Source organism: Thermomonospora curvata DSM 43183, assembly GCF_000024385.1.
In the GTDB taxonomy this organism is placed as follows: domain Bacteria; phylum Actinomycetota; class Actinomycetes; order Streptosporangiales; family Streptosporangiaceae; genus Thermomonospora; species Thermomonospora curvata.
In genome coordinates this window covers 2,959,522-2,974,950 of record NC_013510.1, presented here as the reverse complement: position 1 = coordinate 2,974,950, position 15,429 = coordinate 2,959,522, and the positions used below count along the sequence as shown (strand labels likewise).

Below are 15,429 nucleotides of genomic sequence, written 5' to 3'. Positions count from 1 at the left end.
CCGTGGCCGAGATAGTGCTTTCCCGTCCAGGTGCCGCTCATCTGCCCGGTGATGCGAGCTGGCTGGTCCGCGAGCGGACACCCTGGCTGCTGCAGGTGCTGCGGCGCTCTCCGGCAGTACGCGCTCGCGTGGCCAAGTCCATGGCCGGCGCTCGTTTGCGGGGCCGCGCACGGCACTTGGCCACTCTTTTGCTGAATCCCGATAACGCGGTAGTCGAGGCGACACTCGATTGGCTGGGACAGTCCGCCTCCTCGCAGGCCCGTGCGCTCGGACACGCCAACCGGACTATCAGTGACCTGAAGAAGAAGCTGAAAGCCGAGCGGCAGCGGCGGCAGTACGCCCAAGAGGAGGCCCGCGAGGCCGGCAAGCTGCTCGATGAGACGCGGGCCTCCATGGCGGAACTGGAAGAACGCGTCGACAAGCTCGTTCGGCAGCTCGCAGTCGCGCAACACCGACTGCAGGATCCCCAGACGGCCGCCGCCGCACTGCTGCACGCGTTGGAGCGGCCTCCGGTGCCGCGCGACGACGCCGCCAGCCGGGACCCGCACGGTGGTACCGCTCCGCCGGAGCGCTACAACGACGTCCTGCTCGCAGCGTCGGCCGCGGCGTCGCTCACTCCTGAAGAGCTGCTGGCCGCAGTACGGGCCGTGGTGGACCCGACCCCGCCTGTCCCACGAGTGGAGGTCGTCGAGGAGCTCGGCCTGCGCGTCACGCCACTGGGCGGGGACACCGAGATCGGGGGGTCGTGCCTGCTGGTCGAGGCGGGAGGCACCAGAATCCTGGTCGACGCCGGCGTGCGCACCTTCGACGGACGGACGCTGCCACCGCGAGACATCGAACGGGCGCTCGAGGGAGAGCTGCACGCTGTCGTGGTCACTCATGCTCACAACGACCACTGCGGATATGTGCCGGCACTGGTCGCGCAGAGCCCGCGACTGCGGATCCTGGCAACTCCCGAAACCGTCCGGCTGATGCCAATGATGTGGGAGGACACCGTCAAGGTCATGCGGGAACAGGACCGCTCGCTGGCGTCCTGGGGCTCTGCGGCGACGGTGCTGTACGGTCCTGCCGAGGTCGAGGCGGCAGCCCACCGGTGTGAGGAGGTGCCGTTCACGGTGCCGCGCCGCATCGGCGAGTTGACGGTCGAACTGTTCCCAGCCGGGCACATCCTGGGCGCGGCCGGAGCGGTGATCCGTGCCGGTGATCGCCGGATCGTCGTGACCGGCGACATCTCCGGGTTCCGGCAAGAGAGCGTCGACGGCTACACCCTGCCGGATTCGTCCCGCGGCGCCGATCTCCTGGTCATGGAGACCACTTGCTGCGGAGATACCCATGACGACCGGGAGCTGCGCGTCGGTGATTTCGTCCGCGAGGTCCAGGAGATCTGCCAGGGCGGCGGCCGGGTGCTGATCCCCGCCTTCGCCCTCGGCAGGGCGCAGGAGATCGCTCTCATTCTGCGGCGGTACCTGCCGGAGGTGCCGCTGCGCATTGACGGGATGGCCGCCGACCTCAGCGCGGCGTTCGAGGCGGCGACTGCCGACTCCGCCCACCCCCTGAAGATCTTCGGGGACTCCGTGGCCGTCGCCGATCGCCCTGCCGAACTCGACACCTTCCGCACCGGCGTCATCATCACGACCTCGGGGATGCTGACGGGTGGCCCGGCCGTGCAGTGGGCGGCACGGATCCTGCCCGAACCGAGCAGCGCCTTGTTCATTTCTGGCTACCAGGACGAGGAGTCACCGGGCGCACGGCTACGGAAGTTGGCCGAGGAGGGCGGCGGGAACTTCACCCTGCCTGATCGCAGTGGTCAAGTGACCGTCCAGGTGAAGGCACACGTGGCCACCATGAGGGTGTCCGCGCACGCCGACCGTCGCGGTTTGCTGAATATCGCCGACGAGGTCGGTGCTCATCAGACCATGCTCGTGCACGGTCTTCCCAACCGGCAACGAAGGTTCCGGGAGGTGCTACGCCTCCGCGACCACGACACCACGGGGACCGCCTTGTGGCGCCCTGCCTGAATAGATGTCCACAGCGGCCCGGACGGCGGTGTGATTTCAGACCCGGTAGCCGGATTGCTCGAGCCAGGTGCCGCCCTTTTCTAATTCCTCCTCGGTGAACAGCGGGGCGAACTTGGGGGCTAGGACGTGGGCCTCCACGGTATGGTTGAGGACCTTTCTCCACCGGCCCAAGTGACCTTAAGCGTCGCTTCACATGCGGTCCTCACCGGCCCCTGGCGCTGGCGGATAGAGCCCCGGAGACCCGTGAGAGACCGCCGGGGACGACTCGAAACAGCGCGAAGGCGGCGTCGAGTCGTCCTCACCATGCGCCCTGAGGCGGGTTTTGCCGGGGGTGTTCGCAGGCTTCCGCCCCATGGCGCTTCTTACAGCGGAGGCGGTTCGAAGTCACACTCCAGCCGCTCGCCTCTGACCGCCTGCTCGATGAGGGGGTGCCCGGGACGCAGCTTGGCGCGCAGCCGCTCGATCGTCTCCTCGGCCAGTGTCGCGGCCTGTTTCTCCTCACCCAGTGCGCGCAGGTCCTGGGACAGGTTCATGGCGCACGAGAGGGTGTAGGGGTGGTCGGCCCCGAAGGCGGGGGCCGCCCGCCACCGCTGCAGGGTCTCCTCCCCGAGCCTGCAGGCCTCCCTCAGGTGGGCGCAGGCGGCCAGGTCGCCGGCCAGGCCGACGGCTGCGCTCAGGGTGTAGTGGTGGTCGGGACCCACCAGCCGGCACAGCCCTTCGTGGGCCTCCTGGCTCAGCTCCCGGGCCTGCTGCGGAGCGCCCCGCAGCCGGAGCACGATGGCGACGTTGATCGCGCATCCCAGGGTGATCGGATGCTCTTCGCCCAGCGTTCTGCGGTAGCGCTCGAGCGTGTCGACGCCGATGTCGTGGGCCTCGTCCAGTTCCCCGGCGAGCCGCAGCTCGTTGATCAGGTTGCAGCGCGAGGCGAGGGTGTCGATGTGGTCGGCGCCGAAGAGATTGAGGTAACGCTGATACACGTCCTCGGCCAAGGGGCGGGATTCGGCCAGGTGGCCGTCCTTGCGCAGCGACACCGACAGGTTCTTCTGGGCGCGCAGCGCGAACGGGTGGTTGTCGTTCGTGACGGCCCGGTATGTCCGGTAGACCTCCCGTTGCAGCGCTGCGGACTCGGCGTACTGGCCGCACTCGCGCAGGTCACGGGCGACCTGGTTGCGAGAGGCCAGCACCATGGGGTGGTCGGCGCGGCCGTGCAGGGCGAGGCGCCGCTCGAGGATCTCGCGGTCCAGCCGCAGCGCCTCGTGGTAGGCGGCGGCGAGCCGGTGGTCCAGGGCCAGGTTGTTGGCGGCGCGCAGGGTCTTCACCGTGTGCTCGCCGAATACCTCGCGGTGGATCCGGTAGGACTCCTCGTCGAGCTTGCGCGCCTCCTGGAATCTGCCCAGGGCGCGCAGGTCGCCGCCGTGGTCGTTCATGGCGGCCAGGGTCTCCTCGTGGTCCTTGCCGAGGATCTCCTGCATCCGCTGCAGCGTCCTGCTGTTGATCTCGTAGGCCCCGCGGACGTCGCCCAGCAGCCGCATGGTCATCCCCTGCAGGCGCGACATCGTGAGCAGGTACAGGTCATCCGGGTCGATGGTGGCGCGCCAGTGGTCGAGCGCCAGCTGGGAGTACTGCCGGGCGCTGTGGTAGTCGCCCTCCATGTACAGGTGCCGTACCAGGCCGATGCAGAACCTGCGCGCCGCCTCGGTCCGGCAGCCGACCACCTTCGAGTCGTCCACGTGGGCCAGCAGGCTCGCATAGATCTCCGGCCGCGCCCCCAGCTCCTGGTCGTGCGGCGCCGCCGCGCTGATCAGCAGGTGCACCTCGTGCCGAATGCTGTCGGCCCGGTCGGCCAGCGCATGGCGCCTGAAGGCCTGCATCAGCCGGTGGATCTGCACGGTGTTGTGGATGGTGTCGACATCGGCCAGCGAGTACCGGTTCAAAACCCCCAGGGCGCGCTTGAGACGCATGGGCGCGGCCAGAAGCTCCTGGAAGTCGGAGTCGACCACCTGCGCGGTCTCGGTGAACACGCTCAACGGGATCGGGGCGGGGCCGAAGAAGGCGCAGCGGTCCAGCAGTTCGATGGCGTCCGGGTTGTGAGAACGCACCGTCTCGATGGACAGCGTCCACATGTTGTGGAGGGGCATCGGGTAGTCCAGGGGCGGTGCGTCTGCCACCTCTTGCGGCCCGCCGCGCTTGAGCGCCTCCAAATAGTCATCGGTGGAGATGCCTGACTCCAGCTGGAAGGAGGCGGCTTGGACGAGCGCGATCGGCAGGTCGCCGAGGGCTTCGGCGAGCCGGTCGGCGTCGTTTTCGCTCAGCCCGTCGACCCGGCGGGTCAGGTAGGCGATGCTCTCGGAGCGTTTGAAGACCGACAGATCGATGGTGGGACACGCTCCCGTCCAGCGCCGGTCGCGTGAGGTGATGAGCACGTGCCCCGGCCCGGAGGGGAGGAAGTCGTTGAGCGTCTCGGGAGAGTCGGCGTTGTCGAATATCAACAGCCAACGGCGGTAGGGCCGGCCTTGGCGCAGTGCGTCCAGCACGGCGGGCACGGCCAGGTTGGCCCCCGACAGCCCCAGATCCAGCGCCTCGGCCAGCGCGGTCAGCGACGCCCTGATCAGTTTCGGGTCATAGGCGGAGATCCACCAGATCAGGTCGTATTCGTGCCGGAATCGGTGCGCATACTCCACCGCCAGCTGCGTCTTGCCGATGCCCGCGCTGCCGTTGAGCGCATGCAGTGCCAGCCACCCCCCGGCGCCGGTCAGGCTCTCGTGCAGCCGGTCCAGCACCTCGGTGCGGCCGGTGAAGTAGTAATTCCTTTGGGGGATCTCTCTGGCCCACACAGCGGGTTCTCTGTCGCGGGTCGGGTTCGTCCCCTCCTGGGTCACTATCCCCTCCGGCGGATCCGTGGGCCGATGAAAAGGATTTCCTCGATTCTATGGCCTCGTCGGCCGTTCGTGGTCGTTCAGAACGTCCTGTTCACCCAAGCGTCCACGGTCAGCATCGTCTTTCCGTTTCGGGGTGGGATGCAGGTCTTCTCCAGAGACCTCTCTGAGGGGATGCTGGAGGGCGGCGGGAGCTCAGGGACTATCCTCGGAGGTTGACAATTACTCTCTTCACCTATATTCGGGCGTCCAAAATGCGGCGATGGGCGGGCGGTGTGCAGCGGTGGTGATGTGATCTTGAAATCTGACGGATCGGTCTGCGGGCTCGGACTCAGAGCTGCGCCGAAGCGTGGGTCTTTTGCAAGGTTTGAGGTCATCCCGAAGAAGGTTCCATTTAGCGTCGGACCGAAATTCGGACATAGCGGTGAGATGGAAGTCAAGGTCGTGTGCCGCCGGGGTGGACGCGGACGCCCGGCCTCCGGGAGGCCCGCGCAGGTCACCGGTCCGGTCGCGTGCGCGCAAGAAGACCAGGGCCGTACCGTCCCGGAGTCCCTCCAGGGGCCGGCATGACGGCCGGTGACCGCACCGCGAGACGAGGTCTGGTGTGGTCACCGGGACGCGGTGCCGCGAGGAAGGCGCGCTCTGCGCTCCGCTCTCTCCTTTGCGTCGTGGCCGTCGGGGTGCTGGCGGGGATCGCGGCGATCGTCTTCTACGCCCTGGTGGAATGGGCGACCGACGTGTTCCTGGGCCTGCTGGTGGGGCACCATCCGGCGACCGTGGCCGGCGACGGCCAGGCCCGCCCCGCCACCGGTTTCGCCCGTCCGTGGGCGCTGCCGCTGGTGGCGGCCGGCGGCGCGGCGGCGGCCGTGTTCCTCGCCGGACGGGTGACCCCCAAGACCACCGGGCACGGTACCGACGCGCTGATCGATGCCGCGCACACCGAACCGGAACGGATGGGCCTGCGGGTGCTGGGCAGGAAGATGGCCGGCGCCACGGTCATGATCGGCTCCGGTGGGTCGGGCGGCACCGAGGGGCCGATCGCCCAGATCGGCGGGACGCTCGGATCGACGGTGGCCCGCACCGCCGGGGTGACCCGGCAACTGGCGCGCACGCTGTTGCTCACGGGAGCGGCGGCCGGCATCGGGGCCATCTTCCGGGCACCCATGGGCGGCGCCGTGATCGGCGCGGAACTCCTCTACCGGCGCGGCCTGAGCGTGGGTTGCATCCCTCCGGCTCTGCTCGGCTCCGGCATCGCCTACGGACTGTTCGTCCTCGTCCACGGGCCCACCCCTACATTCGGCGCCCTGTCGATCACCGTGCCCTGGGCCTTTCCCGACCTGCTCCCGCTGCTTGCGGCTTTCGCCGTCCTAGGGGTGCTGTGCGGGCTGCTCGGACGGCTCTACGCCTGTCTCCTTTACAGCGTGCTGCGCGCCACTCGGTGGGCCGTTGGCAAGGGCACCGGCAGGCGCGCGGCGGTACTCGGCTATTTGTTCCCTGCGCTGGGCGGGCTGTTGGTGGGGACGCTCGGGCTGGTCTTCCCCGGGGTGGCGGGCACCGGGTACGGAACGGCCCAGGCCGTGATGGACCAGCGGCAGGTGCTCAGCCTGGCCTGGTGGACGCTGCTGCTGCTGCCGGTGATGAAGGCCGTGGCGACCTCGTTGTCGATCGGCACCGGCGGGCCTGGCGGTGTCTTCGGCCCGGGGCTGGTCATCGGCGCCACCGCGGGAGGCGCGCTTTGGCGCGTGTCCGACGCGCTGGGTCTGGAGGGTCCCGGACCGGCGGCGTTCGCCATCGTGGGCATGGCCGCCTGCCTGGGACCGATCATTCACGCCCCCTTGGGAGTGTCGATCCTGGTCTTCGAGGCCACCCTCAGTCCCGGTCTGCTCCTGCCGACCCTGCTGGCGGTGATGCTCGCCAGATGGATCGTGGGCGACCGGTCGCTTTACCGCAGTCAGCGGCGGTCGGTGCCGGGGCTCCGCGTCCCGATGGCTTTGACAGCGGCGATCGTCGCTTTGCGCCGGAAGCTTTTCCGCCACCCTGTCCGTCCCGAGGAGGACCGTCCGAGCGTGCGCATGGAACCCGGCCCGGCCTGCGGCCCCGGCAGAGCGCAGGCCGAAGACGGCCGGAAGAGCCGAAGCGTCGCCAGGAGTGATGTCAGATGAACGACGAAACGGCAGCCGCGTGGCGGCGCCCTCCGGGGGAGGGCGTGCTGATCGATCTCACCGGGATCTCCCTGAAGGCCTTGGAGGGGCTCGGCGGCTCGGTCCTCCGCCGCTTTCTGGAGCAGGTGCTCTCCGAGACGGACGATCGGCAGGACGCGATCGCCGGGTTCGAGTCCGGTCTTTTCTGAGGTGGTGGATCCGGCGCCGTGCGTACCAGGAGAAGGACATCGGGGGGACACAGCGGTGCAGGGGGAGGGGGAATCGCCACAGTGCTGACCGATCAGGACTGGGAGCGACTGGCCGACCAGCTCCGGAGCGGCAAGTGCACACCGTTCCTGGGAGCGGGGGCATGTCATGGACGCATCAAGGTGGCCTCCGAGATCAGCCGCGAACTGGCCCGTGAGCACGGGTACCCCTTCGCCGACCGGCATGACCTGGCCCGGGTCATGCGATACGTGAGCGTTCGCAACGGCGACCCCGTCTTCGTCAAAGAGAAATTCGTCAGGGAATATTTCACGGATCTGCCCTCCCCGGACTTCTCTTCTCCCGGTGAACCGCATGCGGCGCTGGCAAAATTTCCGATACCCATGTATTTGACCACTAATTACGATGATTTCATGGCGCGTGCGCTCCGCGAAGCGGGAAGATCCCCCCGGGTGCTGAGCTGCCCCTGGTATGCGGGTGCGCCCTACTCCGCCGAGGACTTCGATCCCCCCGCCACAGGCACCGACGTGGCCTCGCCCATCGTGTACCACCTGCACGGTGTCGCCACCATGCCGGAGTCTTTGGTCCTGACCGAGGACGACTACATTCAGTTTCTCATCGCGCTGGCCGAGGAACGTCATCGTGAGTACGTCAGCGGTCGGGCGGTCCTGATCCCGCCGATAGTTCAGGAGGTTCTGTCTCGAACGTCACTGTTGTTCATCGGCTACAGCCTGCAAGACTGGAACTTCCAGGTGTTGTTGCATGGAATTCTCAGAGAGCTCCCGCCTACGCACCGAAGACGACATGTGAGTGTTCAGTTGCTTCCAGTGGGGAGGAACGCCTCAGCGGAGGAACGACGCCGGGCCACCGACTATCTGGACGAGTACTTCGGAGACCTGAAGATCTCGGTCTATTGGGGGACGGCGCGTGACTTCTTCATCGAGCTCGACAGGAAGATGGGGGGAAGCCCGTGAGCGACACGACCAGAGCGGTCTACGGCGACAACCCCTACCTCGGTCCACGGTCCTTTCAGCAGAACGACCATGATCGGTTCTTCGGGCGTGACCGGGAGATCCGCGACCTGCGCTCCCTGTGGCTGGCCAACCGGCTGGTCGTGGTGTTCGGCTACTCGGGGGTGGGAAAGTCCTCACTGCTGCGGGCGGGCGTCATCCCGACCCTGCCGCCCGATGTCGATCTGCTGCCGGTCGGCAGCCTGACGCCCACGCCCACCCACGCCTACATGGCCGGTTCGGAGATCAATCCGTTCCTGTTCGTGTTGCTGTCGAGCTGGTGGCCGACCGCCAAGGCCGATGAGCTGCGCGGCATGTCCCTGCGGGAGTTCTTCCGCCGTCGCGGCGAGCGCCGCGACGATTACGGCGAGCCGGTGCCGATCCTGGCCGCCGTGGACCAGTTCGAGAAGCTGTTCACCTCCTCCCCGCATTACTGGCGCCACCGCGACGCCTTCCTCGACGAACTGACTGAGGTCGTCGAGGAGCTGCCCGAGCTGCGCCTGCTGGTGTCGATCCGCCAGGACGCGCTGGCGGCCTTCCTGCCCTATGAGCACCGCATCGCCCCCCCACGCCGCCGCTTCCCCCTGCAGGCGCTGAGCCCGCAGGCAGCGCTGGAAGCGGTGAAGGGACCGCTGCGGGCCACCGGGCGTTCCTATGCCCCGGGCGTGGCGGAGATGATCGTGGACAATCTGCGCACCACTCGCGTCACCGATGAGCGGGGCGGGATCTCCCAGGTCCCCGAGGAGCTGGTGGAGCCGGTGCAGTTGCAGATCGTCTGCGCCGGGCTGTGGGAGTCGCTGCCGGACGATGTTCGGGTCATCACCGCCGGGCATGTGGAACGCCACGGCAATGTCGATGAGACGTTGGCGGAGTTCTACGACCGGGTCGTCGCGGAGACCGCGGCCGAGTACCGGCTGACAGAAGATGACCTGCGCAGCTGGATCGAGAAGACCTTCATCACCGAGATGGGCACCCGCAACACCGTCTACGAGGGGGCCTCCAGCACATCGGGCATGGCCAACGAGGTGCCGCGCGCCCTGGCCGAGCGGCACCTGCTGAAGGCCGAGCATCGGCTCGGCGCACGCTGGTACGAACTGCAGCACGATCGGTTCATCGAGCCGATCCTGCGTTCCAACCGCTCCTCGAGCCTGCCCCTGGAACCCGGCAACAATCGCGATTCCGGTGAATGGATGCTCACCGCGGCCGAGGAGGCCTTCGCCGCGGGACGGTTCGAGACGGCCGGCAAATGGGCCCGCCGGGCGGTCAACGCCGCGGAAGAACGGGGAGACCGGCGCGTTCAGGCCGAGGCGTGCTTCCTGCTGGGGCGCGCCACCGGCCAGCTCGGCGACCTGGAGGAGGCTGAGCAGCACTTCGACGAGGCCATCAGGATCTTCAGGGCGATCGACGACGGGAGCGCCGTCGGCCGGGTGCTGTGCGGTTTGGGGGAGCTCCTGCTGGAGGCCGATCAGCCGCAGCGGGCCATGCGCTATTTCGAGGAGGCGGCACGCCGGCTCGCGGGCGACCCCGCGCCGCTGGAAGGGCTGGCCCGGGCACTGTGGCAGCTCGACCGCCTGGACGCCGCGCTCGATATCTATCGGCAGATCCTCCGCCAGTTCCCGACGAACACCACGGCCCTGGCCGGACGCGGACGGGTCCAGGCGGAGATGGGGCGGGCCGCAGAGGCGGTGCCGGACCTGCAGGCGGCGCTGCGCGCCGAGCAGGACACCGCGGCCGTCCCGCCGCTGCACGCGGCGCTGGCGCTGGCGCTGGCGCGGCTGGACAGGTTCGAGGATGCGCGCCGGGAGCTGGAGTCGGCCTTGGAGCCCGCTCCCCGTGACGGGCGGGTGCTGCTGTATGCCGCACAGGTCGCCGAGCTGGCCGGCGACTTCGCGGCAGCGCGCGACCATCTCGACCAGGCCCGGCAGGCCGACGCCCCGAGGCTGCTTCCCCACCAAGAACGGCGGGCGGCCGAAATCGAGCGCCGCCTGCTGGCCGGCGGCTAGGCCTCCCCGGCCGATGAGGCATGCCCGTCACGACGCCGAGGACGGCGGCCGAGCCCGGGTCCACAGGTACTCGAACTGGGCGATCCAACGCTGGAACCAGTGCGGATTGTCCATGGGGGTCAGGCGCAGGTGCATCCGGGAGGACGTCGACTCGCCGTGGCAGCCGTGGATTTCCACGACGGCCAGCCCGTCGGGTGAGTGCGGGTCGATGAACATCAGGCTCAGGCCCGGGTTGTAGTCCAGCAGCCGGTACTCCATCGTGCCGGCCACGTTGTTCCACGATGCCATCGTCTCCAGCCGCTGCAGGGAGGACTCCAGTGAGGGTCCCAGCCGGTGCACGGGGAACTCCACCGACTCGTCGAGCTGGCGGCCGGCGAGCTCCAGCGCCGCCGTCGCCTCCGGGTCCAGCACCACGAAGCGGACCTCGCCGTCGGATCGCGCCAGGATCCCCGAACGCAGCACGTCACACCGCTCCTGGGTGAGGAAGTTGACCGCTGAGGGGGCGTACATCCACAGTGTGCGGGCGGTGCGGAGCCGTTCGGACACCCGCAGCGTCTCCAGATCCCGGCGGTCGCCCACCGGCGCCTTGGCCGAAGCGCGAACCTCCTCGGGCAGTGTGGTCCGGTACACCAGCAGGCTGAGCCCGGCGAACACTCCCGCCCAGCGCACTTGTTCGGGGACCAGTTCGCCGATGACCGACAATATGGCAAGGCAGATGGCGATGGCCGAGATGACATAGGCGTCGATGTGCCGCAGCCGCCGGATGTCGGCGCCGATCCGACGCAATGTCGTGCGCATCGCAGGCCCCTCTCCACGATTTTTCGTTCCGGGGTTCCACCATCACCGTGAGCTTCTCACAATCACACCCTTGGCCGCGCTGGAATTCCGCTTCGGTGAGGATGGTCCACTGGTTATGGACGGGCCGTGAACTCACTTGATCTGCGATCTGTCCGCCCACGGCGGGCACCGGTCATCGGTGGTGCTTTCCAAACGGCACGGTATCCCGTGTGAGGCGAGTAACAATGTGCAGTATGACACTGAATCTCGCATTTGTTCGGTGGTGCTGGAAGCGTCGAGCCCTTGTGATCTGGACGTCAGCGAGCTCCATTGGGCATGGAATGGTTCCCCTGGCAGGCGTTCGGCAGGCGATTGTTCGGTGGCACCGGGTCTGCTTGAGCAGATGGACGCCGGCCGCTGGGCAGGCCGCCCGTCCCTGGCCGGGTCGAGCGTTCGATCAGTCGAGACGGGCGTCTTCTCGGCAGAGCCGTGAGGACTTTGGTATCCGGCAGGACACGGGGGCCGGCCGTTCAGGTGATGTCGCGGGCATTCCGGCGCCGACCGCAGGCGACGGAGCGCTACCGGGACGGAGTTCATTCCCGTAGCGCCAGGTCACGGTCGTGGCCCGCCCAGCCGTCTCCCCTTTTCCAGATCACGGAGATGCCGAACACGGACGCTATGCTCGCAGCCGCCCACGGCTCCACGGGTTCCCCGGCGAGCACGAGGAACTTGCGGTGGATCTTCTCCTGGAAGGTTTCGGCCACCTCCAAAAGCCGTACCGCACCGTCCCTCATATGGAGGTACACCCGGCCTCCTGAGCCCAGGACCTCGTAAAGGACCAGCCCATCCGGCGTGCGCCGAAAAATGTCCGCCACGGGGGAGTCCTCGGGGCGGAGCCCTGCCTGGGCGAGATGCGCTGTGAGCCCGGTGCGGAGACTTTCGTGAAGGGGGTCCTGCCGGTCCACGCTCACTTCATTGATCAGTCTCTGGCAGAGCTCATCGCTTGCCCGCGAAGACGATTCCACGGGCGGGCCGGGAAGCGGACGACGGTCGCACGCGGGCGCCATACCGGGGATGTCGGAGGCAGAGGACAGCTCACGGGGCAGTGGTGCGGCATGGACGACGGTGAGCGTCTGGGTGCACCGGGTGAGAGCGACGTACAACTGGTTCAGGCCGGCAGGGCCGCCGTCGGCGATCACGGTCGGCTCCACGACGACGACATGGTCGAACTCCATCCCTTTGATCCGTGACACGGGAAGGACCCTGACCATTTCGGTACGCCTCGGCGTGGTGCTCCGGGCGGCTTTGAGCCGTTGCTCGGTCTCTTCGGTCCACTCTGGATCGTCCGGGACCACCAGGGCGACCGACCGCGAGGCGTCATCGGTGGAGCCCGCCAGAGCGACCGCTTTGGCGGCCGCCTCTTCCAGCAGCCGCCATGGAGCGACCGCCGACGTGGTCACCGAATCCTTGACGGGCGGCCTGAGGGACTCCGGGACGGAGACCTTCGGGGCGGTCGCCTTGGCCAGGGGAGCCGCGAAGTCGATCACTTCCCGGGGCACCCGGTACCCGGTCTTCAGCTCCCCCAGGATCCACTTCTCCCCGCTGGCCAGGATGCGGGCGATCTGGTCCCAGCTTTGATACAGGTGCGGCCCGGTGGCCTGGGCCAGGTCACCGAGGACCGTGATGGAACGGCTCGGGCAGCGTCGCGCCAGGGCACGGGCCTGCATCGGCGTCAGGTCCTGCGCCTCGTCGATGACCAGATGGCGGTACCGCCGGGGGACGTCCCCGTCGATCAGATAACGGAGCTCATCGAGGCATACCGCGTCCTCCGGGGTCAGCGGCAGGTGCGGCTCACGGAACAGGGACTCCCTCTCCTCCTTGGTGAGCAGCCCGGAGGACGACTGTGTGAGGAACCCCCTGCTGCTGTACAGCCGCCGGAGCGTCTGCGGCGCGCTGGGCTCCGGCCACAGTCTGTTGACCAGTGTTCTGAAGGCTTTGTTCTTCCTCAGGGAAGTGCGTATGTCGCTGTCGCTTCGGCCTCTGCCCCGGCCGGTGACGTAAGGGGTGATCAGCCGGTCCAGCAGCAGATCTATCGCCTTGGCACGGCGTGCTTTGAAAGAGCCGGGGCTGTTGAACGCCTGGTGCAGGACGGTGCGCACGTCCTGGTGGCTGAGCCGCAGGGTTCTATCCAGGTGGCTGATCCTCAATGCGCTGTTCGGCAGCTTGTCCACGGCATGGAAGCGCACGGTGTTCTCAAGTGCGCGGCGCAGCACCTGGGCCATCCGCTCGTCCGACTTGACACGCCGCGCCAGTTCGTCATCGCTGCCGGCGGCCTCGTCGGCCCAGAGCTGGTCGAGCGCCTTGATAGATACGTCCGAGATGCCGAGCTGCTGGGGGATGGCGCTCACGTAGTCGAGCAGGCCCCGGTGGGGGAGGACCACCAGTATCTCGCTCGGCTTGATGGACGTCTTGTTCTCCGGGTCGAGAAGCCAGGCCACCCGGTGCAGGCCGACCGCGGTCTTTCCGGTGCCGGGTCCGCCCTGAATGATGAGGACGCCCTTGTACTCGCTGGCGACTAGCCGCAACTGGTCGCGTTCGATCGTGGCGACGATGTCCCGCATCCGCTCGCCACGGCCGCGGTTGATCTCCTCCAGTAGAAAGTTGCCGAGGACCGAGGCGGAGAAGGAAGAATCACCGCTTTGCTTGCGCTCTGTCTCTTGCAGTGGCACGGATCGACGATCGATATCGTCGCGATAGTCGAGCACACGGCGCTCCTTGCACTGGAGGATGCGCCGCAGCAGCACATTGCCGGGCTGGGAAGCGGAGGCCTGCCGGCACCTTATGGCGAGCGGACTGGACCAGCTGATGACGACTCTGTTGCCGTTGGCCGGATTCTTGACGGAGCGGCGGCCGATGTAGAACGTCTCCTTCCTGGAGGTTTCCTTGATATCGACTCGCAACACCACCAAGTTCTGTCCACCGAGGTCGTCGTAGGCGTTCAGCAGTTCCGGGGGCGTGTCGGGGATGAATGGGGTGCTGGATTCGGGGCAGTCCTGATTCCAGGGGCGGGGCTTTGTCAACGCCTTATTGGCGGACCTGCTGCGTTCCCAGTAGGCGTAGGCACGGTTCACCGCCGCTTGCTCAGTCGCGATCACGGCCTTGCGGTCCACACTGCTCATCCGCCCTCCGGAGCAAAAGGAAAGGATTACCAAGAAGATCGGTACAGGCGGCGACGCTGCCGCTCGGCGGGTGGAACACCATTCACATGGCGGAGTCCAGTCATGACGGGCCCGACGCGTCGAAGTGGTGGGAGCACGGCGGACAAGGCCTCCTCACGACCCGGGCCGCCCGGCCGGCGTGACGGTCAGCCGGCCCTCCGGCCTGGGACAGGACGCCGCAAGCCCTCGCCGCCTTGCCGCATACGGCTCCAAGCCCACGTTCACTAGCTGACTCTCCCTGCCAGGTTCACGACAGCCGTCCGCGGAGACTTCACCTGATACGTGGCGCGTCACCTCACGGTGACGGCACCTTACGGACATCGCGGACGAAAATCCACCATGATCGCTTCTCCTGCCGAAGTTGTGTCGCAGGCCCGAGAGCGAGACGGCACAGCCCGCTGAGGGGGAGGACCCTAGAGAGCGAGCCTGGACAGGGCTGACGGCCCTCTACTAGGTGATGCCTTCTATCAGCCAGGTGCCCTGAGTCCCCCAGGCTTTCTTCCCAGATGTCCGAGTCGTGAGTGCTGTATGCGAGAGGTGTCGTCTGGTACGGCACCCCTTGACTGCCCAAGACCGCCGGGCTGAGCAATGCTCATTGATCGTTGGGGAAGTCTCGCTGCTGGTGGTCGTTAAACCATCACTGGGGTTTCTCAACGCAATGAAGCAGGGAAGTGCAGCGCATCGTTCTCTACCAGGACGAAGGCACGTCCGGCCGCTCCAGCGGAACGCTCCTCGATGGCGGTGGTGATAGCGTGGACTTTCACGGATTGCGCTATGTTGCCTTTTCTCTATCCTGTACCGGCGCTTGCGCACCGGCCTGCGGGTTGCCGCCTCCCGGCGGCGCCAGTCGTTGAAAAATCCTCGGTGAGGTTTTCTCAACGAAGAAAGATGGGGAGCGCACTTCCCCCGCCCTTTGCCGGGGCGGGGGAAGTGCGCTCTCAGTGGACATCTCTGCCTCCGACGACGACGGCATGAACCTTCGCTGATCGCCCATGCCGTCCTTCCCCTACCTTCGCCAGCGTTCATGCGTCGGTCGGCACCGATACTGCCTCCTGACAGCACCGAATCAGTGCGAAAACCTCAAGGACTCTCAGGGAGGAGGTGACACGGCGGCAGGACAGGAAGGAGAGGAGCAACAGCGCCCTATGCTGCGCGATGCGC

Annotated in this window: 8 protein-coding genes; 5 read left to right on the top strand and 3 right to left on the bottom strand. The window is 67.5% G+C overall.

All coding sequences use genetic code 11. The features are described 5' to 3' along the window. Positions 1-2: 2 nt before the first annotated feature. A complete protein-coding gene (locus tag TCUR_RS27060) occupies positions 3-2,018 on the top strand; it encodes an MBL fold metallo-hydrolase (RefSeq protein ID WP_169313021.1) in 2,016 nt (671 codons plus the stop codon). A 362-nt stretch (positions 2,019-2,380) separates the two neighbouring features. Here the strand turns inward: TCUR_RS27060 and fxsT are convergent, their stop codons facing one another. Beyond that, positions 2,381-4,852 (bottom strand): FxSxx-COOH system tetratricopeptide repeat protein, encoded by a 2,472-nt coding sequence (gene fxsT, locus TCUR_RS12605; RefSeq protein ID WP_052305500.1) that lies wholly within the window; start codon positions 4,850-4,852, stop codon positions 2,381-2,383. Between the two features lie 710 nt (positions 4,853-5,562). On the opposite strand from fxsT, the gene TCUR_RS12600 reads away from it, so the two are divergent. From TCUR_RS12600 to TCUR_RS24970, 4 genes are all read left to right on the top strand, one after another. Next, positions 5,563-7,056 (top strand): chloride channel protein, encoded by a 1,494-nt coding sequence (locus tag TCUR_RS12600; RefSeq protein ID WP_052305499.1) that lies wholly within the window; start codon positions 5,563-5,565, stop codon positions 7,054-7,056. Next, the gene (gene fxsA, locus TCUR_RS12595; RefSeq protein ID WP_012852896.1) at positions 7,053-7,244 is read left to right on the top strand and encodes an FxSxx-COOH cyclophane-containing RiPP peptide; all 192 of its coding nucleotides are present in this window, start codon (positions 7,053-7,055) and stop codon (positions 7,242-7,244) included. The genes TCUR_RS12600 and fxsA overlap by 4 nt, the downstream gene beginning before the upstream one ends. Positions 7,245-7,325: 81 nt before the next feature. Next, the gene (locus TCUR_RS12590; protein WP_012852895.1) at positions 7,326-8,234 is read left to right on the top strand and encodes an SIR2 family NAD-dependent protein deacylase; all 909 of its coding nucleotides are present in this window, start codon (positions 7,326-7,328) and stop codon (positions 8,232-8,234) included. Next, positions 8,231-10,273 (top strand): nSTAND1 domain-containing NTPase, encoded by a 2,043-nt coding sequence (locus TCUR_RS24970; protein WP_012852894.1) that lies wholly within the window; start codon positions 8,231-8,233, stop codon positions 10,271-10,273. The genes TCUR_RS12590 and TCUR_RS24970 overlap by 4 nt, the downstream gene beginning before the upstream one ends. 27 nt (positions 10,274-10,300) lie before the next feature. On the opposite strand, the gene TCUR_RS12580 is transcribed toward TCUR_RS24970, so the two are convergent. Both TCUR_RS12580 and TCUR_RS12575 read right to left on the bottom strand, forming a co-directional pair. Beyond that, positions 10,301-11,071 carry a hypothetical protein gene (locus TCUR_RS12580; RefSeq protein WP_012852893.1) on the bottom strand — a complete coding sequence of 257 codons (771 nt, stop codon included), beginning with the start codon at positions 11,069-11,071 and terminating at the stop codon, positions 10,301-10,303. A gap of 572 nt (positions 11,072-11,643) precedes the next feature. Further along, positions 11,644-14,229, bottom strand: a complete 2,586-nt coding sequence (locus TCUR_RS12575) for a HelD family protein (protein ID WP_012852892.1) — start codon at positions 14,227-14,229, stop codon at positions 11,644-11,646. Positions 14,230-15,429 lie beyond the last annotated feature (1,200 nt).

What these genes read in the sequence shown, in the direction of transcription:
- TCUR_RS12575 (WP_012852892.1), bottom strand. Translation starts at nt 14,229, where the DNA reads ATGAGCAGTGTGGACCGCAAGGCCGTGATCGCGACTGAGCAAGCGGCG.
- fxsA (WP_012852896.1), top strand. Translation starts at nt 7,053, where the DNA reads ATGAACGACGAAACGGCAGCCGCGTGGCGGCGCCCTCCGGGGGAGGGC.
- TCUR_RS12580 (WP_012852893.1), bottom strand. Translation starts at nt 11,071, where the DNA reads ATGCGCACGACATTGCGTCGGATCGGCGCCGACATCCGGCGGCTGCGG.